We start from the raw sequence: 21,327 nt of genomic DNA on the forward strand, positions 1-21,327 counted from the left end.
GTTACCATAGCAAGTTAGCGTTCGAGTAACATTTTAGCAACGACCATTTTATCGAAGGCAGAACCATCATGAACGAACCTATCTTTATTATCTATTACATTACAGCAGGCTTGGGCATTGGCTTTCTCGCTGGACTCGTTGGTGTGGGTGGTGGTGGAATGGCCGTCCCTATTTTTGCGTTTCTGTTTTCACTACAGGGAATAGCTGATACAGAAGTGGTCCATCTTGCGTTAGGGACATCAATGGCTTCAATGATTATTACAACATTGGGCAGCATGCGCGCTCACTACAAAAAAGAGAATGTAGACTCGACAATGGTAGTAAAAATGTTGAGCGGAGTTCTAGTCGGAACATTTTGCGCCACATTCGTAGCATCGTATCTACAAGGAGTCTATCTGGCAGGCTTTTTCAGCGTATTCATGTTGTATGTAGCTTATAAGATGTTTCTCAACACTGAAAATGAGTACAACCCTAACCCACATGGGGCTATCGGTAATATCACTGTAGGCTCGGTGATTGGCTCTGTATCAGCACTTGTCTCTATAAGCGGTGCGGGGTTGATCATCCCCTATCTTGTCCAGCAAAATTTTGAGGTAAAACGAGCTATTGGCACCTCTGCTGCGATAGGTTTCCCTATCGCGCTATCAGGAAGCCTCGGTTACATGTTAAACGGATGGGAAAATACAGATTGGAACAACTTAGTATTAGGATACATATATCTTCCTGCAATGATCAGCTTCTCCATTAGTAGCTACTTAACTACTAGCCTCGGCGTGCGTTGCGCAGAGTATTTCCCAAATAAAGTTCTTAAGAAAATCGTTGGTATTTTGTGTGTTCTTCTAAGTTTTAAAATGCTGGTACAAGTACTCCATTAGGGCAAATAATACCGTCATTAGTAGGTCTTGCAGTATGGTGGAGGGATAAGCCTGCAAAAACTTACTCCTCGCTTTGCTGGTCCAAGCACACAATGTGTAAGAAAGCTCCGCATTGTTGCACTCTTATGACTTTGTTAACCTAGCCAGAATTACATCCAAAATTTGCTGATGATTGTCCTTTCTGGAAACCTCGTCACGCTCCTGGCAAAGTGCTTCCTCCCCTTCTGATGCGAGAATTTTAATGCCACGCTCAGTACATTCTGTGAACGCACTAAACTGACTCGCACTGGGGATCTCTTGAAATGTCACATTGGGAAGAGCAACAAGTGATTCGGCTGGTGTCAGTGCGGGATGTAGCCGATCAGAGAGCGCCACCACGGTGATAGCATTGTTCATCAAGGCCAAAGTTTCAGGGACAAAAGTTTTCGTTAGCTCAGGGTTGACAACGACGACCGATTTCAGTTTGTTTTCAGACTGAAATCGGGGGAATTTTTGATCCGGGGTGTTGGTAATATCAACGTCATTTTCACGTAACCAATGACAGTCTACATTGGTTACGTTGTGACACGATGTTCGATATTTTTCCGGGCTTATTTGCGCTCCGGAGAGCATCAGCATAGATGTCCCGCCCAGAAAAAAGCCGACACCCTGCACTGCATCTGTATCTACGCCTCCGGACAGTATCCCGACCGAACTTAATTCGTTCAGCCCAAGCACCAAATCACTGGTTCTGAATGTGATTTCATCAACAGCCATTTCTGCATTGATTTCGTTTGGTGCAGGAGGCTTTGGTACAACAACGACATAACCTTGTTTCGCTAGGCCCGAAGCTATCCAACCACTATGGGAAAATGCTGACCGTGTTCCGCCCTGCGACAAAAGCACAACGGGAAATTTTCCACTTGCTAACGGGGCATCTAACTGCGTTTCGACTGATTTAAAAATGTTACCCATACCAAACGTGAAGTTGGTTTTTCCGTTCGTTGTGGGATACCAATAATAGACTTCTACTGGCTTACCTCTGTCTTCACTGAATACCGTTTTGACTGTTAGCGCAGAATGGTATTTCGGCTCATTCGTACTGGCGCTGACACTGACACACAATGTAGCGAGTAGAAACGACATTATTATTTTGGTTTTCATTTTTCCCTCAGCCGGTCAACACATTATTCTGCACGGCATCTGGAAAAATAACGTGCAGGAGATTCTCCATATATTTTGCGAAACATAGCAATAAAGTTACTTGGAGTCGAGTAACCCAAAGCAAGTGTCTGCTTTGAACTACGCCAGCAAGCTTTTGGACATGGATGTGTTTGAAAGCTCTTCACTACGTCTGAAAGAACTACATCCCGAAAAACTTGCCAGAGGAGTGAGAACAGTATCCTTTTCATCAAACCACTTAGCGATACAGAAACGATACTTTGTTGAGTGATGACTATGATGATTTGATTGTCCCATCGTACACTATTAATACCTAACTTACTTTGTCGTTGCACAACGAAGTCCGCCTTTCCCTGTATGCAAACATCGTGATCAATCCAGAGAAGAAGCAAGCATGAAAAACTATGTTGGACACCTCTGCACGAGAGTACTCGAATAGTATGTTCACGGCTTAGTCATCAGTCTTTACTTACCTTTGTATGCTCAGAAACTCTGTGACGTTAAATTGATACTTTTACCAGGACGGAGCAGCATAAACTTGGAGTTGCTTCCATTTTCTACAATCTGTGATGCATATGCACTCTATGGATATTCACAAGATCTACAATTTTGAGACATCAAATCTACATAGGTGGCTGATCATGAAACTCTTGGTTTACACAACCCTAGTGGCACAATTGATGGGTTGCAGTGCCACTCTAAAGACCACTTCAACTGATACTGACGCCATTCCATCTGGTACTCCAATCCCGTTACCAGGTTCACTGTTGCAGGTGACACAAACGTACACGCTAACAGGGTGCAAGCAAGAAGCCCCAAACCAAACTCCTCAAATAACCTTTGACTCGGAGATTGACGTTGTTCCATTATTTTTCCCCGCTCAGTATGTACACGTTGACCCCAAAGAAGCCTCAAAGTTTAACAACATGATGGCTGTTACCGCTGAATACCATAATAACGGACTCACTAAGAGCTTTTCTGTAAAAGGAGAAGACAAGACTGTTGATATCGCAGCGTCCACAATAAAAGGTGCGATCAACATTGCACTCGCATCCCAAGGCATCCCCCTAATCGAGATACCTAAGGCAGAAGGTTACGTCCCCTCAAAATCACCAGAGGTCAAGTGTAAACACTCTGATAGCAGCAAGGCGCCAGTGCTAACCGACACAACGATTTTGCAGTTCAAGGAGATTGCAGGGGCAAAACATGACTTCACTCCAATGGATAGCTCACAGTTCCAGCAATGGTTTGAAGGTGATATTAGCGCCATAAAAGGGATAAACCTGCCTAATCGGAAAGACGCTGCTTTCACAGTGGAACTGTTGGCTTTAGGAGGGACGCCGAACCAAGACGGAGATTATCCTTATAATGCACAGCTTAAGAGTATCACAAAGACCTCAAATAGCATGCCGCAAGGCGTACCTATCGCTATGCCAGGCGCGGGACTATTAACTGTAACATCTAGCGACGGCAAGGTGACGAGATCTGAAATGATATCGCTACCAGAACTTGGTCATATTTCATTCATTGGTTATAGCACAAGAATAGGCAAGGATAATGAACTCAACATCTTGTCCTCCGAGCATGGAACCATTACCAAAATTGAATACAAGGAAACGAAAAACGAGGTGTCAAAAGGCATAGACGATATAAGCCAAGCGATAGCTTCCTACGAAAGTGCTAAGACTGCTCAAGATGCCGCCGAAGAAACAAAAGCACAAGAGCAATCTAGTAAGCTTATAACCGCCAAAGCACTGGCAATATCGATGAGTTATGGGGTAAAGCAACAGCATAGCCTCACTGATACGGAGGCGGCATCGAGAGTGGGTATACTGACGAGTGCGCTCAGCAAGATTGACCTAAACAACCCACAACAACTTGAGTCCATTAAAAGTGCAAACAACATAATTGCCAGCAATGACACATTGAGTAAAGCACTATCAAATCTCTAATTGCGTCGCCCCGGACTGGCCTGGGGCGAGATGTTGAGCCTTACTGACTCATACTAATCTTACATATATTGTGATGAGTCGCGACTAACTTGTACAGACTATCGTGACTCATTTTTGGACATTTCTGAGTTATGAACTTTACAGAGCCCTGATTTTTCGGATTACTCCTAGTATTGTAACCAAGCGACCAGCCTACATGTGTCAGGCCAAATTCCCTTACTCACTACATACCGAAAATTAACTCTATATTGCTAATAGTGATAAATATCATAAAAGCTCGACAACTACCAAAGTAATAGGTCTTTATTTTTTCTCAACAATAATCTCTACTTGAATTGGTTGATGGCCTCGAATAAACAGGTAAGCACTACACTCGAACTGCCAAAACCAACGTAACCTAGAAATAAATAAAAACGCAAAATCTACGTTTTCACCGCCATGAACTATACCTTGCATAGCATTGATGTCATTGATACTAGGATCAACTGAGAAACTTGGGTGTGTGTGCCACTCTCCTAAATAATTGAAGCGTTTGTAATCAGAGCCTGTTTCTTCATAAAACTTCTGCAATGCCAAATCGTGTTCATCAGAATCTCTGAAAAAGCTAGAAGTCGTCCCTCTTTTCACATCGACAGAAAAATCAACGATCCGGAAGGCCTGTTCGCCTAAGTCTTCCCCCATAAGCATTCCACCTATTTCACGCTTGCCAGCCTTTAACATATGGAGCCGAAGCTTTTTCAAAACACTATTCGGAAGAACTATTTGCATCTAATTGGTCCTTAGGTGGAAGGTAAGCTTGTAATAGTTGGATAATCTCTTCTGAATCAATATGTTCAGCAGTTTCTCCCCACTGGCCTTCTGGTAGCAGGTCGATAGGGCGAGTATCAAAAGGCTGTTGAAAAAGCCATTCTGACGACATGCCAACGATATACGCAGAATAAGGGAATATACTAGCTTCAGGTCGAGCTAGGGTATCGGTTGCGAACTGAGTAGCATGAGCACTCATAATGGAGACTTCAGCATCATTTGCTATTAACGGTGTATCGTCATCCACTTGAGCACTATAGTCATTTGCTTTTGTGCTGTGCAAGAACTCTACACCTTGCCCCTCACACCAATTATATATTTGAGCTCTCGCAGATAGCGGGACAGGGTCTAGCTCAGGTCTTGACCTTGCCACAAGACCGCCAATCCCACCACCAAAAACTTCTACCCAGATCATTGGTTTTTTCTTGCGCACTGAAACAGACGCAATCAAGTTGAATGCTAATGGCTCTGCTGTAGCATCTATAATGAGATCGCAATTACCGAGTGATTCTAACGCCCCAGACATTGAGCTAGAGCTTTCTTGTCCACCTAACGATAATCTAAGGATCTGTGTGTCAACACTAGGATTAATGTTTTGTAATCGCTGTTGTAATGCAGGTGCTTTATGAGCTCCAACATAGTTGAGATCTAAGTCATTTCTAACAATGTTGTCAGGAAAAAAAATGTCTTCATCAATGAGCAAAAAATTTCCTACCCCAGATCTACACAAACTTGCGGCAACTTTGGAACCGACAGAACCACACCCAACTAGTCCTACTTTTTTATCGCTCAATGATAAAAACTGATCAGGTAATCTATTTTTGTGCTCCGGTATTTTAATCGTCGTGTAACGTATTAATTTTCGTTCATAGATAGAACCAAAGAGAGTCAATAAAACCCAATTATCTTTATCCCCCATAATCAAGTTTGCAATTGAATCTGTTTGCAGAACTTCATGATACAGCTCTAGCATTTCTGATGTTTCAAGTAATTTTTTTAAATCAGATACTTCTGGTTGTTCTGATATTTCTGCACCAGAAAAACGTACTACGAAGGCTTGTTCTTCTCTATTACCGTCAGGTAAGTTGAGATTGCTTGTCCAAATAGGATTCTCTTTGTCTCCCACCTTTAAAAGAGAACTAATGAAGACCCCGCCCACCTTATGCTCTCTGATCCAAGCTCTTGCTATTTTTCTCTCTGTGAGGGCGTTGAGCGCATTTAGGTCTCCTTCAGTAAGCAAAAAACGAAAAGTTTTGATGCGCGTATCACGTCCTAAGGAAGGTATATGTGCTGATTGTGCATGCGCCATATATCCTTCTTCTCCTTGCTCTTCTAAAAGTAGTCGGTAAACACTCTCAATCATATCTGAGCCACCTATTGACGATTGCCAATTATCAGGTCTATGCTCTAAACATAGTTCACCGCTCGCCCCGTACTGATGCAAAGAGACCCTCGTTTTATCTTCTGTATAGATCATTGGTGGTGAATCAGGGAATACGCTTGGGTACACCATCTTAAAGTGAAAAGTTCTATTTAGATGCAATACTTGAAATGTCAAACACATTGCTAATTCATTACCTGGATCAGCCTGCCACTTGCCTACCTCTAACCAGCCTACTTTAGACTCAAGCTCCGATACAGCCGCTCTTTCTAAAGAAAACCTTTCTTTTTGAAAAATCCACCACATCACGCAAATCCATCCGGCTTCTTAGGTTTTCTTGCAACATCACCAAATGCAATGCTTGGGGTTGCTACGGTTGATGCTGCCGTCGCAGCGGACAACAAACTAGAGGCTCCAGATTTTGTTAAACTTAATAGATCTTGGTGAACTTGATTCGTTACATTCTGACCGATTCTGCTTTCCAGGATACCCGCCATTCGGCGGTGTTCAGCTTGTTGTCCTACTGAATAAAAATCTTCTCGAGCCTGACTTAGCCAGGAGAAAAAGGCTTCAGCGCGTTCAGGATGTGTTTCCCATTTGTCGGCAAAATTCTCCATGGCATCTGTCGGATTGTTGATTACATACTTATGTCCATCATAATGTATTCCTTCCTCCATCCTGAATAATATGGAGAGCAGTGCCGAACCTATACTATCTTCACCTTGATATGCATGAGCAGATAGCGTTGTAAGAATTATTGATATGGGTTTATCTTTTGAATTATCTTCAAACATCATGTCACGATGACGTTTAAGTATCATTATCGCTGATTGCAAGGGTGTTCTGACGCGATAACTCGGGATGTCTTCAATACTGGCTTGTATACCTTTAGTTTCCATTTCTTTGAGTATTTCGCGGCGTTTTCTTTCAAAGTTCTCACCCATTCGAAATTTAAACCATTCAGCATATCCACGAGGGTTCGATCTCGGCCAGTCTGATGTAATTTGATAGTACTGAGGTAGTACTTCATTGTCTGTTATAGCTATTGCTGTCTCAGCAAATTTAGTATCAAAGTTCTTCTGTTCTAGTAAAAGGCGTTGTTGCTCAGCGTTTGGTATACAGGGAACGACATCCATGTGGAATTGCGCGCCGTCAGCATATTCTAGCCTCCAACAGCGCCTCTGCTCAGCGACTGGCTTTTTGATACCCTTGCTTTTGCGATATAACTCTAGTTCATCCCCCATGAGCACTTTTAAATCTTGTTGCGAGAGAGACGACTTATCGAGATAAGTCAAAGAGCACGCGCAATCAATATCGTATTCTTCCTGTGCTGACAAAGGTTTAATGACTAATCCTAGACGAAAAGAGCCTTGTACATACACGTCAGGAGAGTAATCTTTTACCGTTGACTCCTCTCTATGAAGCCATTCCCCTACAGACTTATAGCTTTTCTCGGCCTGTTCATATCTAGACTGTGGGATCTCTAATGCTTTGGCCAAAGCCTCTAGATAAGTATCCGCTTGCTTTGTAACTGATACAGACATACAACCTTCTCCTGCTTTGTAAGAACATTATTCCGTTACTTCAATAATGCAGCTTTTGAACGCTGATGTTGTGTAAATGCCAAAAGTTGCATAACTAGAATACTCCTCAGAGTCAACCATGTACAATTTTCAACCGCCATTTTGACAACGCCATATTTAAAATATGTAAATATTTTTTGATGTCTCACATGGTTTCGTTACTTAATTAAATAACTAATTTCTTGGTCTTTGTTTATTTGTAATGACCAAGGGTAACCAGCACCATCGAAGTGGTGTACGTTTATCTGTTGACTAAGGTGATTTTGATTAAACTCCGCCCCTATGCGCATGATTAGCGAGGCTTGAGCCATAAGGGTCAAATGAACTTCAGTCACGTAGGGGTACTTCTTAAGAAGGGTGTTATTTATTTCGGTTCTAAGAGAGGCAACAAAGTTTGATTGCTCTACATCTGAGAACATATTTCCAACGTTTCTACTTTCAACTCTATAAGCAATAGCGCGATCTAACTCTAGATCTTCAAAAAAGGTCTTTAAGTCATTATCAAAAGAGACTTCTATCGAAATGCCTAGCTTTGTTACCTGAGAATCTAGGACCTCTGGCTTTTCCATAATTTCTGAGCACTCTAATTTTTGACCTCTACTTCTAGCATCTCGACAGTCTAACCATCGTTCCTTGTGTTGCTTCTTGTTGTCACGGTTCCAGCAGTAGTAATTTACCAAACGCTTATTTCCAACCAAGTAACCTAAAGTAAAGCAATGCGGAACATGAGCTATAGCTCCTAAAGCGAGTGGCTTGTTTGGTTCAAAGCCATTTAATTTCTGAAGTGATTCGTCGTAAAACTTCTGAAGTTTGGCGCATGATTCTTTTAACCAGTCCTCAAGAGTCTGCTTTCTAGATTTCCACATGAAAAGGTCATCATGTAACCCGGCTGGTTCGATTGTGGAACTAAAACTGCTGCACAGGGTTGGAGCGGCAGCCCCATCTAAGCTTCTTAAATCGATACTCTTTGCTCTGTTCTTTGAGGCTGACTCACCAAATAGCATTGAGTAAACTTCAAAGAAGAATCCTACGACGATCATTACTATTGAGACATAAACACCTACCAACGTCGCAATTTCATATGTTGAGTCAGATGCTGTATCAATGAAGAATGAGTATTCACCATTGCTAAACTGAAATGCAAGTGAGCCAATAGCCGTAAGAGTAAAGAGCTTTATGCCTAAGCCCATAAGATAGCGCGAACCTGAAAGTCGGCGCTGAAAAATTACATAACCAAAATCAAGTAGTTGATCTATCCACTTCAAACTTCAAGTCCTTTATATCTAGAAAGTAATTGATTCTAGCCTATAAGGTACGTATTGCGCATTGATATGTGTGTATATAAATGCATATTTATATTTGGTTATCTATTCGTTTGTACAGACTTTCACCCCGTATTGCATCTCGGGGATTAACAGCCAACAGCATGAGAAGAAGGGATAACTTTTAGTATTGCAAAAGCTCATGAACAGGGGGTGAATGTGTAAAAGGTCCAAGCAACTTTGGGGCAAAGGTGTGTTGCAGTTCTTAAATGGGGAAGTGTTTTTCCTCATATTCCTCAACCAATGCAGCTAGCCTTTCAAGTTTACAAATTAGTCTTATATTTGCTCTATCTAAAGGGATTGAGGTTACTTACCTTGGCGAGATTTTTTAAAGTGCTCAATACCGTGTTGTATGCGACATTCAACACTTGTGCTGTTTCCCTAACTCCAGAGCTATTCATTGACATATCGACAATTTTTTCTTTTACATCTGACTTGCAGGCTTCGTAAACTTAATCGAGTTGAAAGCCCTTTCGACACTCGATAGACCTGAAACGAGGAAAGCCAGAATGCCCTTTTCCATGTTCACGGACGGGCTCTGTTTTATTACAGAAACGACATTGAACTTAGATAGTAGCCATGAGTTAAAAAACATCAGAAACCAGGTGGCTATATTAACATCTATCAACCAATTTGAGTCATGACCAATGAAAGGATAGTTAGGTTTTTATTGCGTAAATTATCGGTAAGAATAGTGCATATAACAGGCAATAAGCCAGGTGTGTAGAATTATTCTATTTTAGGGATTTTGCTCTAAATCTAAATGAATCTTTGCATTTCAATTTCAATAAAGCTTAGTTATTGATCATGTTTCTGAGTATGCGAATTATTATCAATTATGCATATGATTACTCATTGTCTAGTTTGATTTGTGTAACGTCACTGCAGCACGTATTGAGCGTACTCGCTGATTGTCTGTGTTTTCGTGTTGACAGTTTGGTACTAGGTAAAATTCAACAAGACTATGATTTCAAGGAACATTTTATGTTAAAGAAACTACTAAGTTGTTGTATCACCTCCGCGCTCTGTTTTCATTCTTCTCTCGCTTTTTCGCAACCCAATGAGATTGCGGACAGTGCAGAGTTGCAACAAGCTCCCGACACATTGCCTGCCACATTAATGCTTGCACCGGACGACATCGCCATTGCAGATCGATATATAGTGGTATTTCAACAACCGCAAATGATGGCGAGCAGCTCACCGGAATTCGAGCAATTCACGCAACAGTCTGTAGACCGCATGTCCGGTTTATATTCGATACAAGTGGAGTCGGTTTTTGACCACTCGATCAGTGGATTTGTCGCTAACTTGAGTCCTGAGCAACTAAAAGATCTGCGTTCTGATCCTCGTGTGGACTACATTGAGCAAGACAGAATCCTATCTCTTGACCCAATAGTCTCGGCAGACGCAAATCAAACCAATGCCATTTGGGGACTAGATCGAATCGACCAACGTAACTTGCCACTCGATAACAACTACAGTGCCAACTTTGATGGAACTGGTGTAACGGCTTATGTTATCGATACTGGTGTGAACAATGCACACGTTGAGTTTGGTGGGCGCTCGGTTTCTGGGTATGACTTTGTCGATAATGATGCAGATGCAAGTGACTGTAATGGACACGGCACACACGTGGCGGGCACCATTGGCGGCAGCTTGTATGGTGTTGCGAAAAACGTCAACCTTGTCGGCGTGAGAGTATTGAGCTGTAGCGGATCGGGGTCTACGTCTGGTGTTATCGCCGGTGTGGATTGGGTGGCTGCGAACGCTTCCGGACCTTCAGTTGCCAATATGAGTTTAGGTGGCGGTCAATCTGTCGCTCTCGATAGCGCAGTGCAAAGTGCGGTTCAGTCAGGTGTCAGCTTTATGCTAGCAGCAGGTAACTCCAATGCCGATGCATGTAACTACTCTCCTGCACGCGTTGCTACAGGAGTAACTGTCGGTTCGACCACAAGCACGGATGCACGTTCGAGTTTTTCAAACTGGGGCAGTTGTGTGGATGTGTTTGCGCCAGGCTCACAAATCAAATCTGCGTGGTATGACGGTGGTTACAAAACCATTAGTGGTACATCGATGGCGACGCCACATGTAGCGGGTGTAGCAGCACTGTATCTTCAAGAAAACAGTTCGTTATCTCCAAGCCAAGTAGAGGCCTTGATCGTGAGCCGCGCAACTAGCGGAAAGGTGACGGACACAAGAGGCAGCGTGAACAAGCTACTTTATAGCTTAACGGATGCTGATTGTGGCCAAGACTGTGGTGGCCCAGATCCAACACCGGATCCAGAAGGTAAGTTAACCTCGGGTGTGCCAGTGAGCGGTTTAAGTGGCTCAACCGGTCAAGTCGCGTATTACTATGTTGATGTCGAAGCTGGGCAGCGCTTAACCGTACAAATGTATGGTGGCAGCGGTGATGCGGATTTGTATCTCCGTTTTGGTGCAAAACCGACACTGAATGCATGGGACTGCCGACCTTTCAAATACGGTAACAATGAAACATGTACGGTCAGCGCGACACAAAGTGGACGTTATCACGTCATGATTCAAGGTTACTCAAACTATAGCGGTGTCAGCATTCAAGCGAGCTACTAGTTATTATTTTCGTTATTGAAAGAGAACAAAGCCCACTTGTCGGTGGGCTTTGCTTTGGGAATACTGAGTTTAATAGGTGGCGTTCGATGCTATTCAAACGCACCGGCCTTTTTCTTCAAGAACTCAACTCGAAGCGGAATCGAAGCTTTCTATTAGTACACCGCATAAGTCGGGTTCTCCAAGTCGTGCACATCAAATAGGATGCGAACTTAATCTCCTCGAGCTAACTCTTTCTCCATCATAAATCTTGGCATGATGGCAAACCCAAGATGATACAAAACAAATTCTTTACTGTGACCGCGGTTCTCACTTGCACTTTTGGGCTGTGAGACAAACGCGTGACCTGACCTTGGCTGTTGGTCATCGTGAACGATATGGTGGCTAATCCGAGAAGATTGTATCCACTCAAAACTCAGACCCTATACTGCACATGTTGATGGGCTGACAACGGTAACATTGGATGAAATGGGCCTTGAACCACGCAAGATCATTATAAATGGGAACTATTAGGCAAAGAGACGATCAAACGAGCTAAATTGGAATGGGGCAAAGACGTTACAAACCATACAGACACGCCTCTGAATATAAATGCTCTAGTCCTTTTCTATTAAATCATTAATAACCAAGGATATTGCAAAGAGAGTTGTGGACAGTTAGCAGTATCAGTAGGCTTGTGCCAGTCAGGGCACCTGACTTTGGGAGAGCACTAAACATAAACCTTGGATTCTGCTACCGTAAAGCCCATATTTAATTTGAGAGAGATAGATAATGAACGACAGTTGGGCTAACTTCTTTCCGTACTTTGCTGGAGCTTTTAAGCTTATTGTATTAGGTATTGGAGCTTACTTAGCTATTAAATGGCATTTTGATGAAGAGCGAAGAGTAAGGGAGGCCGAAGGCGTGGTATTCGATAAACCAAGCTTCAAGAAAAAGTTCGTAATGATGCTAACCTTCCCATTCCTTCTAGGTCTTCTAGTCCTTCTCGTTATTTATGCAACTAACTGGTTTCTCTACTGACAGACTTTATTGATACGATCAATGTTTAAGCTCTCAACGGGTTGGGAGCAAAAAAGAGTCAGCCTAACGGTCTGGCTCTTTTGAATGAAAAAAATAGTCTGGTGAAATAACTTGTAAGTCTGTGCAGGTTACACTCACTTACTCCTTAGGCAGGTGACCAGTGTCCTTCGCAAGCTTTTGCATCGCCTCGGCAAACGTTGTTGTCCCGCCTTTAGCTTTCACCTGTATTACCTTATACCCCATTTTTTCCAACGCTTGGCGCTCTGCCAAAACAGCTTTGTCATCTTGCTGGCTACCTTGAGCTGGCTGATGAATGTAACATCCCTCTAATTTACCATCTTCGACCAATTGGTGGTGTTTCAGTGCATCGATATCAAAATTCATAATAAGTCTTTTCATTAAAAGTGGCAGTTTCTGTGGCTAGTTACATACGCTTCAAAGGCTTCACGACACTATCTAAGCCTTCAATTTTGAGCGCTAAACACAGCTTGAGCAAATCCCCTAGTTCGCCGCTTGGCCAGCCCTTTTTATCGAACCACAGTAAGTATTCTTCAGGTAGGTCGATTAACACTCGCCCTGCATATTTCCCAAATGGCATTTGCATTCTAGCGAGTTTAATGAGGTTTTCTTTTTCTAACATAAGTGACAAAGATTTGAGGTAACTCGTCCAAGAATATCACTGCCGCCCTCTCCTCACCAGCAAATCGCACTCACGTTTATTTTGGCGGCCTTGACTCGCTTTGTGCTAGAGTACGCGGCATAAAAAATGAGAACGAGAAAGCAATGAAGTCACCTTGTCGAGCAGCATGTAAAAATAACGCCGGAATATGCTCTGGTTGTCACCGAACAATGGATGAAATCATCCAATGGAAAGACAAAACCGATCTCCAACGAGATACGATTATCGAACAAATCGCAGGGAAAGATTCAACGCACAATTGTCCTGAGTGCGGGACTCAAGCCCATTGTGATATCGCCGCAGGCAAAGAAACCTGTTGGTGCTTTACTATTGAAACCCGTGATTTACCCAAGCCAAGCGCCAACCAGCTGTGTTTGTGCCGAAAATGTCTAGAAAAAAAGCCAGTCGCATAATACGACTGGCTTACTGTTCTGCGTTTTCAGACTGGTGTTTATTTAGCGGTTAAAGCGGGTGCTTCAAACCTAATACCATCCCACCCTGTTACCATAAAATTACGAATATTCTGGTGATCGCTATTCTCTGGATGCAGCAATACATCTTCACGATAAAAACGGCCAAAGCAGGCTAGTGTCGCTTCTTTGTCTAGGTTATGTAGCAAGCCGAAAGCGAAGATCTTACACGAACCGTTGTTCTCACCCGCGTTGTTTTGCGTCTCACCATTAACAAAAGCGGTTGGCTCAAACGTATAGTTTTCTTCGATCACCGCCATCGTTGCTTCAAATTCGACCTGCTCTGGTGAAGCTGCCAACAAATCTAAAAACGATTTTAATTCCATTATTCCTCTATCCCTACTTCATCATTTTGATGACACATTAGTTTCATAAAAAGCCAATATAAGAGTCATCAATCATACATATATTCAGAGCCTTACCAAATCACACGTCATTCAGCGCTCCATCATTCCAATTGCGGAAATGGACAGCAGCATAAACCCCATGCTGATTGACAACGTATCGGATTGATAAGGAGATATCATGATCACCCCTTTAAAGGCAATCGGTGCACTCGCATTGTCATCACTTGCCATCGCGTGTTCATCACAACCCGAAGATACCGTGGCTTCATTCGCTACACAATGCAAACCTACCACTGCGCCCGTTGCTGGGGAAACTTCAATTCAAGGGTTAACGTTTATCGGGACATCCGTTGCTGATGCCCCATTCGACACATCGGCAGCTGAAATCGTCAGTTATGACGCCTGTACGGATAAGCTCTATGTGGTCAATGCTGAAGCAAAACGTGTCGATGTAATGTCTATGGATGACAACGGCGTACCAATGCAAAGCGCATTCATCGATCTCAACAGCGCTGGCGAAGCGGCTGGCGTTGAAATTGGCGCTGCAAACAGTGTCGCTGTATTCAATGGTTTGGTCGCGGTTGCGATTGAAAACAGTAATAAACAAGCGAATGGTATTGTTGGTTTGTACCGCTCCGACGATTCGTCATTAGTCATGACTTTCCCAACAGGCGCATTGCCAGACATGGTTGGCTTCTCGAAAGATGGCCGATATATCGCAACCGCTAATGAGGGCGAACCAAACAGCGATTACAGCGTCGATCCTGAAGGTAGCGTCACTTTGATCGATCTGAACCTTGGCGTTGCTCAAGCAGAAGTGACACAAATTGGCTTTAACGAGTTTGATGGTTCACGAAAAGCAGAGCTTCCAATGAATGTGCGTATTTCGGGGCCAAACGCCACCATCGCACAAGATCTAGAGCCGGAATACCTCACTTTTGCAGATAACGGTAAAATCTATGTCGCGCTACAAGAAAATAACGCCATGGCAATCGTCAATCCAGAGAGCAAATCAGTAGAGCGAATTGTTGGCTTAGGTGAGAAGTCTTGGTCGGACGCTAAACTCGATGCGTCTAACAAAGACAAAATTATTGGAAACTTGAAAAGCTACCCAAAACTGGTTGGCTTATTTATGCCTGACACCATCGACAGCTACTCAGTGAATGGGAGTACTTACATCGTATCCGCAAATGAAGGCGACGGGCGTGAGTACGGATTCAAAACCACTCAAGAACTGTGCGACAAAGCTGGCTTTATGTGGGATGAAGACGATTACCTTGGTACAGATGAATACACATCTGAGCAAGGGAGCTGTTTAAGCCATATTGATGAAGTGCGCGGTAAGAAGCTGAAAGTAGCAGCAGAACACCCATTGGCAGAGGCACTAAAAGACAACAAACAACTCGCGCGTTTAAAAGTGATTAAGCCGGAACAAACGCTTTCTGCACAAGATAAGGTTCAAGCATTTGGCGCGCGTTCATTCTCGATTTGGGATGAAAACGGCAAGTTGGTGTTCGATAGTGGTGACGATTTCGCGACTATCGCGCTGCTGAATGAAGGCAAGCACTTCAACAGCACCAACGACAACAATGACAGTGGCGATGACCGAAGTGATGATAAAGGCATTGAGCCAGAGGCGATTGAAGTAGCACAAATCAACGGTCACCATTACGCGTTTATCGGTTTAGAGCGCCAAGGCGGTATTATGATTTATGACATTACCGATCCGAAAAAAGCACAGTTCCTACATTACGTAAACCGTCGCGATTACAATCAGCCAGTGTGTACACAAGTGGAAGATGGCGAATGCACGAACGACACATACAATCCAAAAGCAGGCGATTTAGGCCCAGAATCCATTAATTACTTTACTCGCAATGGTGGTCATTTTATCGCCGTTGGCAATGAAGTATCTGGCACGACTTCCGTCTTCCGAATCAATCTATAAAGTAATGTAAAAGTCATTTAGAACCAAAACGCCCGACGTAAGCCGGGCGTTTTTTGTATGAGGTAATGTCCTACTCTGCCGATGCTAGCGCGTCACATTTTGATGCGCAGATAAAATCGTTCTTATGCAGACCTTTGATCGAGTGACTCCACCAAGTTACGGTGACCTTACCCCACTCCAACAAAATAGAAGGATGATGGAACTCATCTTCTGCCAGTTCCGCGATTTTGTTACTGAAAGCCCATGCTTGTTTGAAGTTCTTAAATTTATACACCTTTTCTAGTTGAGGTATGTCTTCTCTTTCAATGATCTGCCAATCAGACAATTGCAGCAGCAGAGATTGTTGTTCTTCTTTGCTTAGTGCAATGGCATCGATACTACAAGCTTCGCATTTTTGTTCATTCAACATGAGCAGGTTCCTTTGGTTCAAAAAGTGGAGGAAGCAGTCCAGCTTCAATCGCTAGATCGGCTTGTTTCAATAAATTTAACTGACTGATTTTAAAGAGCTGAGAAAAGTCATCAATCACGTAGTACTTCGGTTGCATGATGTCGATACGATAAGGCGTTCTCAGCACAGTTTGTAATTCAAATGGGTCGCGAATTGCTACATCACTCTCTAATGCGTAGAGGGTTTCGCCAGGAGATGAGAGAATACCACCACCGTAAATTTTGGTTTTGTCCCCTTCTTTCACCAAGCCAAACTCTACGGTAAACCAGTAGAGACGAGCGAGATAGGCTCTTTGTTTTGGTGTAGCGGCTTGCCCTAGTTGACCATAATGCTCGGTAAATGCAGCAAAATCTGGGTTGGTTAACATCGCACAATGACCAAATATTTCATGGAAGAAATCCGGCTCTTGCAAGTAATCGAACTCTTCTCTGGTACGCAAGAATGTGGCGACGGGAAAGCGCTTATTACCGAGCAGATTAAAAAAACGGTCGAAGTCAATAAGCGCGGGAACGGGCTCCACTTGCCAACCTGTTGTCTCCATCAGGACACGATTAATTTCTGGCAATTGAGGAACGCGGTCTTGAGGTAAATCAAGCAGCGTTAAACCGTGTAAATAAGCCTTACAAGCTCTGTTTTGGATCACACCCATTTGTCGTGTTACCAAATCTCGCCAAATGGCGTCTTCTTCACGGCTCCATTCAACCCTGCCTTCCTGGTTTACGGGTTTAGAGCGATACTGAGTCATGGCACATCTCCATTAACAAATCCTTTACATTAAGCCTATCTTCAGTCTTAAGAGCTTCCAATCCCTACACGATTTTCTCAGTATCGACTCGATGTAACATATTGTTTACAACGCATCGTAACTGCATGATTTTTATGACACGATATAATATCTAGCTTGTTTGACTTTATCGTGTATTCCTCTCAAACTAAAATCTGTTACCACTTTGTTATAGAGGGACCTATGCGCGAGAGCAGCAAAGTATGGCAACCGAGCGAAAGTCGTATCGAAGAAGCCAACATCACACAGTTTATTGAACACATTAATCGACAAGGAAATACCATTGAAAACTTCGCCGATCTGCATCAATGGTCGCTCGATCATGTGGAAAAATTTTGGCAAGAAGTCTGGTTATTCTGCGACGTCATTGGTACTCAAGGAGAGACCGTAAAGGAGCAAGCAAAAAGTCGCTGGCAGCAACCCGTCGAAAATAGGGACATGAAATGGTTCCCAAACGCACAAATTAACTACGCAGAAAACTTGCTAACCTACGCGTGCCACCAACCCGATGATCTCGCGATTTGGTTTGAAAATGAACGTGAAGAAAAGCAAACCTACACATGGAAACAATTGTGTGAAGAAGTTTCGAGTGTCCAGCAATGGTTGAAAGAATGTGGAATCAAGCAAGGTGATGTCGTCGCTGGTTATTTACCTCACCTACCTCAAACGGTGATAGCCATGTTAGCAACCACCAGTTTAGGGGCAACCTGGACTTCTACCTCACCTGATTTTGGCGTTGAAAGCGTTTTGGAGCGCTTTGGTCAAGTGAAACCTAAAATCCTGTTTACTTGTGATGGCTATACATTCAATGGCAAAACTTTCGATATGTCTGAGAAAAACCAGCATATTGCGGATCATCTTGATGGTCTTAAACAGGTTTGCCAAATTAGCTACCTGAAACCACACATTTTTGAATGCGACGTCTGCACTCAAGATTGGCAAAACGTCCTGAATCAATACACACCCGAAGCGCTGACTTTTACTCGTGTTAATTTTAACGATCCGCTATTTGTGCTCTATTCTTCAGGCACGACAGGCAAACCGAAATGCATCGTTCATTCCGTCGGTGGAACAGTGCTTAACCATTTAAAAGAGCACCAACTGCATTGCGACATTCAACCTAACGACAGAGTGTTTTATTACACGACCTGCGGTTGGATGATGTGGAACTGGCACGTTTCTTCACTCGCGAGCGGCGCATGTTTAGTAATTTTTGATGGTAGCCCTGTTTATCCCGCTCATAACGTGCTTTGGGACCTCGCTGAACAAGCCGAAGTGACGCTGTTTGGAACTTCGGCGAAATACCTAGAGGCATTGGAAAAAGTTTCTTTTTCTCCGCCGAAAAGTGATGCATTTCCAAGTCTGAAAACCATTTGTTCAACGGGCTCGGTTCTGTATCCAGAACAGTTTGATTATGTCTATCAGCACATTAAAGAAGATGTACACCTCGCCTCTATTTCAGGCGGGACAGACATTTGTGGCTGCTTTGTGTTAGGTAACCCTATTTCTCCCGTTTATCGAGGAGAGTGCCAATCAGCAGGGTTAGGGGTAGATGTCAGAGTCTTTAACCCGCAAGGTAATAGCGTAATTGGAGAGCGCGGTGAGTTGGTTTGTGCCAATTCATTGCCCAACTTCCCTGCTGGCTTTTGGAACGACACCGGGGAAAGATATCATCGTGCTTATTGGGATAAGTTCGATAATATTTGGCACCACGGCGACGATGTTGAACAAACCAGCGTTGGTGGATACGTGTTTTATGGTCGAAGTGATACCACGTTGAATCCCGGTGGCATAAGAATCGGCACAGCCGAAATCTATCAGCAAGTGAACAGTATAGACGGTATTCTAGATTCCATCGCAGTAGGAAAAGAAGTCGATCGCAACGAACAAATATGGCTATTTGTCCAATTAATGAAAGGGATAGAGCTCAACGACGAGATGATCGCCTCCATCAAAGCACAGCTAAAATCTGCATGTTCTCCAAGACATGTACCTAGTGCAATTTACGCAATAAGCGATATACCTAAGACCCGTTCGGGAAAATTGGTTGAGTTAGCCGTTAAGCAAGTCGTTAACAATCGGAGCGTAGGAAATTTAGGCGCAATAGCCAATCCTGAAGTGTTGGAGGAGATACGCAGGATAATCGCCCCAAAATAACTTCAGAACACTTGGTTGTTAGGGAACCACTTTGCTTACACACGCAGCGACAGGTTGAAGAACAAGTGAGATTAACTTGGGTACATACCCTCAACCGATAAGAAAAAAGCGAGCTAGGTAGCTCGCTTTTATCATGTGGTGTTCTTTATTCAGTCTTAACGGCGACCAAGCCCCATTAATACCGACATCGTTTTACCGTCAGATGTAATGTCAAAAACGTGTTGCGATTCCACTTCAGTAAAACCTGCATCTTTCAAAGCACGTTTAGACTTCGCAAGGGTAAAACCGTCTTGTTCAGATTCTGCAATCCAATCAAAATGAACAAAGTAACCGCCGTGGTTAAGTAAAGAATGCGAGATTTTTAATGACGCGTCTAAGTCTTCCACAAACGCTAAAACTGACGATGCAACTACTAGGTCAAACTGTCCACGAAACGCTGGATGCTGAGCGACCAAGCCGCGAGACAATGCATCTACGACAGGTTCTACATTGGCAAGCTCTTTTTTATCGAGTTCTTCAATCATGGCTTCCGATGCGTCTAATGCTACGATGTCTTTAACCATCGGTGACAATCGTTGACTTAACTGCCCTGTTCCGCATCCAAAATCTAGTACTTTAATGCCATCAAGCTGAGTTAGCTGTTGTAACTGCTCAAACACCGACTGCGCAAATTGCTCTGTTGCTGGATTTGATTCCCAGTTTTTTGCTAAGCCGTCCCAATCTTGTGCCATCGTGGCCTCCATGTTCACTTTTTGTAACCCACATAGATTACCGCAAAACCGTTAAAAGACCATAGACTTATCTGGCGGATTCGCGTTTTTTTCGATAATCTTTCACGGCTTTGGGAGCACATCTGCATAATACCCAAATTATTTGAATTCATTTATTGGTTGTGTCAAATCATGAACTTAACTCAAGTAGAAGCCTTCTGCACCATCGCTGAGTGTGGTTCTGTTTCTGAAGCAGCAAGGCAACTCGATTGTAATCGCACCAAACTCAGTATGTCGATTAAGGCTTTAGAGAAAGATCTCAACGTTGAGTTATTTACCCGAACTGGCAACCAGCTCACTCTCTCTGAAGCTGGGAAAGCCATTTACAAAGATTGCGAACACCTACTTATCATCGCACAGCGGATAAGAAAAACCTGCGCTCAAATCTCAGAAGGTTTTAACGCGGAAGTTTGGGTTGCACGTGACGACTCCTTACCTGATGATCTCTGGCAGGAGCTTTCTCATACACTGAATAACCGCTTCCCTTCCACAACCTTCAACTTAATCTTGGCATCCAGTGGCGACTTAGCCAACTTAGTCAGTACCCACCAAGTGGATTTTGCCTTTGGTGTTGATTATGAGCGCGTCGACGACCCTCGTATCGTGTATAACCCGCTAGGCAAGATACGTATGATGTCAGTATGCAGTGCAGAACATCGCCTAAGTAAGATGCGCCGAGTCTCAGACGAAGATCTACGCAGTCAGATGCAAGCATTGATGGTGTACCTAAATGAGAAAGACAACCCTGAACTGCAGCCTTTCTCGACTCGATACATTGGCTTTTCGAGTTTTGACTACATGCTCAACACCATCTTAGAAGAAGACGCTTGGGGTGTACTGCCAGAACCATTAATCCGCCATTACCTTCGCCAGCAAAAGCTCGCCGTTATCAAGCATACATACGGATTGACACAAGAAGACTACTGTATGTTTTCACCTAACGGTCAAACTGAGCACCCAGCAATGACATGGTTAGCGGATAAATTGAGCGAGTATTTATTTGACTTCTAAACATTTTATCAGTGAGCGCCAATTTT

The 21,327-nt window shown here is 43.4% G+C and carries 19 protein-coding genes and 1 pseudogene; 8 read left to right on the forward strand and 12 right to left on the reverse strand.

All coding sequences use genetic code 11. The features are described from left to right. Positions 1–68: 68 nt before the first annotated feature. Entirely contained in the window at positions 69–875 is an 807-nt protein-coding gene (locus L3V27_RS04950) for a sulfite exporter TauE/SafE family protein (protein ID WP_104972747.1), read from the forward strand. A 123-nt stretch (positions 876–998) separates the two neighbouring features. On the opposite strand, the gene L3V27_RS04955 is transcribed toward L3V27_RS04950, so the two are convergent. Continuing rightward, the gene (locus L3V27_RS04955) at positions 999–2,000 is read right to left on the reverse strand and encodes a hypothetical protein (RefSeq protein WP_237311192.1); all 1,002 of its coding nucleotides are present in this window, start codon (positions 1,998–2,000) and stop codon (positions 999–1,001) included. 677 nt (positions 2,001–2,677) lie between these two features. On the opposite strand from L3V27_RS04955, the gene L3V27_RS04960 reads away from it, so the two are divergent. Continuing rightward, positions 2,678–3,988, forward strand: coding sequence for a hypothetical protein (locus L3V27_RS04960; RefSeq protein WP_237311194.1), 1,311 nt, complete (start codon positions 2,678–2,680; stop codon positions 3,986–3,988). A gap of 303 nt (positions 3,989–4,291) precedes the next feature. On the opposite strand, the gene L3V27_RS04965 is transcribed toward L3V27_RS04960, so the two are convergent. From L3V27_RS04965 to L3V27_RS04985, 5 genes and pseudogenes are all read right to left on the reverse strand, one after another. Then, on the reverse strand, positions 4,292–4,756 hold the full coding sequence (locus L3V27_RS04965; RefSeq protein ID WP_114322910.1) for a Mov34/MPN/PAD-1 family protein: 465 nt from the start codon (positions 4,754–4,756) through the stop codon (positions 4,292–4,294). After that, positions 4,734–6,482, reverse strand: a complete 1,749-nt coding sequence (locus L3V27_RS04970) for a ThiF family adenylyltransferase (RefSeq protein WP_237311195.1) — start codon at positions 6,480–6,482, stop codon at positions 4,734–4,736. Before L3V27_RS04970 ends, L3V27_RS04965 begins: the two co-directional genes overlap by 23 nt. Next, positions 6,482–7,720, reverse strand: a complete 1,239-nt coding sequence (locus tag L3V27_RS04975; RefSeq protein WP_114322908.1) for a nucleotidyltransferase — start codon at positions 7,718–7,720, stop codon at positions 6,482–6,484. Before L3V27_RS04975 ends, L3V27_RS04970 begins: the two co-directional genes overlap by 1 nt. Positions 7,721–7,917: 197 nt before the next feature. Continuing rightward, on the reverse strand, positions 7,918–9,024 hold the full coding sequence (locus L3V27_RS04980; protein ID WP_237311197.1) for an SAVED domain-containing protein: 1,107 nt from the start codon (positions 9,022–9,024) through the stop codon (positions 7,918–7,920). Positions 9,025–9,394: 370 nt separating this feature from the next. Then, a pseudogene (locus L3V27_RS04985) lies at positions 9,395–9,662 on the reverse strand (IS1-like element transposase); the annotation flags it as partial. Between the two features lie 403 nt (positions 9,663–10,065). Between L3V27_RS04985 and L3V27_RS04990 the strand changes: the two are divergent. Both L3V27_RS04990 and L3V27_RS04995 read left to right on the forward strand, forming a co-directional pair. Then, complete coding sequence (locus tag L3V27_RS04990; protein ID WP_237311198.1) at positions 10,066–11,670, forward strand: S8 family peptidase; 1,605 nt, start codon at positions 10,066–10,068, stop codon at positions 11,668–11,670. A gap of 768 nt (positions 11,671–12,438) precedes the next feature. Then, on the forward strand, positions 12,439–12,687 hold the full coding sequence (locus tag L3V27_RS04995) for a hypothetical protein (RefSeq protein WP_012842472.1): 249 nt from the start codon (positions 12,439–12,441) through the stop codon (positions 12,685–12,687). A gap of 138 nt (positions 12,688–12,825) precedes the next feature. Here L3V27_RS04995 and L3V27_RS05000 read toward each other — a convergent pair whose 3' ends face one another. Together L3V27_RS05000 and L3V27_RS05005 are read right to left on the reverse strand one after the other, a co-directional pair. Beyond that, on the reverse strand, positions 12,826–13,071 hold the full coding sequence (locus tag L3V27_RS05000; RefSeq protein WP_006742033.1) for a hypothetical protein: 246 nt from the start codon (positions 13,069–13,071) through the stop codon (positions 12,826–12,828). Positions 13,072–13,111: 40 nt separating this feature from the next. Continuing rightward, a complete protein-coding gene (locus L3V27_RS05005; protein ID WP_005375557.1) occupies positions 13,112–13,327 on the reverse strand; it encodes a DUF3820 family protein in 216 nt (71 codons plus the stop codon). Positions 13,328–13,470: 143 nt separating this feature from the next. Between L3V27_RS05005 and L3V27_RS05010 the strand changes: the two genes are divergently transcribed. Continuing rightward, a complete protein-coding gene (locus L3V27_RS05010; RefSeq protein WP_080955956.1) occupies positions 13,471–13,779 on the forward strand; it encodes a cysteine-rich CWC family protein in 309 nt (102 codons plus the stop codon). A 38-nt stretch (positions 13,780–13,817) separates the two neighbouring features. Here the strand turns inward: L3V27_RS05010 and L3V27_RS05015 are convergent, their stop codons facing one another. Next, positions 13,818–14,162 (reverse strand): HopJ type III effector protein, encoded by a 345-nt coding sequence (locus L3V27_RS05015; RefSeq protein WP_006742035.1) that lies wholly within the window; start codon positions 14,160–14,162, stop codon positions 13,818–13,820. A gap of 199 nt (positions 14,163–14,361) precedes the next feature. Here L3V27_RS05015 and L3V27_RS05020 point away from each other — a divergent pair, with 199 nt between their 5' ends. Beyond that, the gene (locus L3V27_RS05020) at positions 14,362–16,131 is read left to right on the forward strand and encodes a choice-of-anchor I family protein (protein WP_237311199.1); all 1,770 of its coding nucleotides are present in this window, start codon (positions 14,362–14,364) and stop codon (positions 16,129–16,131) included. 70 nt (positions 16,132–16,201) lie between these two features. On the opposite strand, the gene L3V27_RS05025 is transcribed toward L3V27_RS05020, so the two are convergent. Together L3V27_RS05025 and phhA are read right to left on the reverse strand one after the other, a co-directional pair. Next, positions 16,202–16,540: a 4a-hydroxytetrahydrobiopterin dehydratase gene (locus L3V27_RS05025; RefSeq protein WP_005375563.1), complete on the reverse strand. Its 339-nt coding sequence runs from the start codon at positions 16,538–16,540 to the stop codon at positions 16,202–16,204. Then, positions 16,530–17,324, reverse strand: coding sequence for a phenylalanine 4-monooxygenase (gene phhA, locus L3V27_RS05030; protein WP_005391119.1), 795 nt, complete (start codon positions 17,322–17,324; stop codon positions 16,530–16,532). The genes L3V27_RS05025 and phhA overlap by 11 nt, the downstream gene beginning before the upstream one ends. 222 nt (positions 17,325–17,546) lie before the next feature. Between phhA and L3V27_RS05035 the strand changes: the two genes are divergently transcribed. After that, positions 17,547–19,520, forward strand: coding sequence for an acetoacetate--CoA ligase (locus L3V27_RS05035; protein ID WP_237311200.1), 1,974 nt, complete (start codon positions 17,547–17,549; stop codon positions 19,518–19,520). 155 nt (positions 19,521–19,675) lie between these two features. Here L3V27_RS05035 and L3V27_RS05040 read toward each other — a convergent pair whose 3' ends face one another. Further along, the gene (locus L3V27_RS05040; RefSeq protein WP_006742039.1) at positions 19,676–20,251 is read right to left on the reverse strand and encodes a class I SAM-dependent methyltransferase; all 576 of its coding nucleotides are present in this window, start codon (positions 20,249–20,251) and stop codon (positions 19,676–19,678) included. 171 nt (positions 20,252–20,422) lie between these two features. Here L3V27_RS05040 and L3V27_RS05045 point away from each other — a divergent pair, with 171 nt between their 5' ends. Then, on the forward strand, positions 20,423–21,301 hold the full coding sequence (locus tag L3V27_RS05045) for a LysR family transcriptional regulator (RefSeq protein ID WP_006742040.1): 879 nt from the start codon (positions 20,423–20,425) through the stop codon (positions 21,299–21,301). The last annotated feature ends 26 nt before the right edge of the window (positions 21,302–21,327 follow it).

The organism is Vibrio sp. J2-3(2022), from assembly GCF_021725735.1.
Classification (GTDB): Bacteria; Pseudomonadota; Gammaproteobacteria; order Enterobacterales; family Vibrionaceae; genus Vibrio; species Vibrio diabolicus.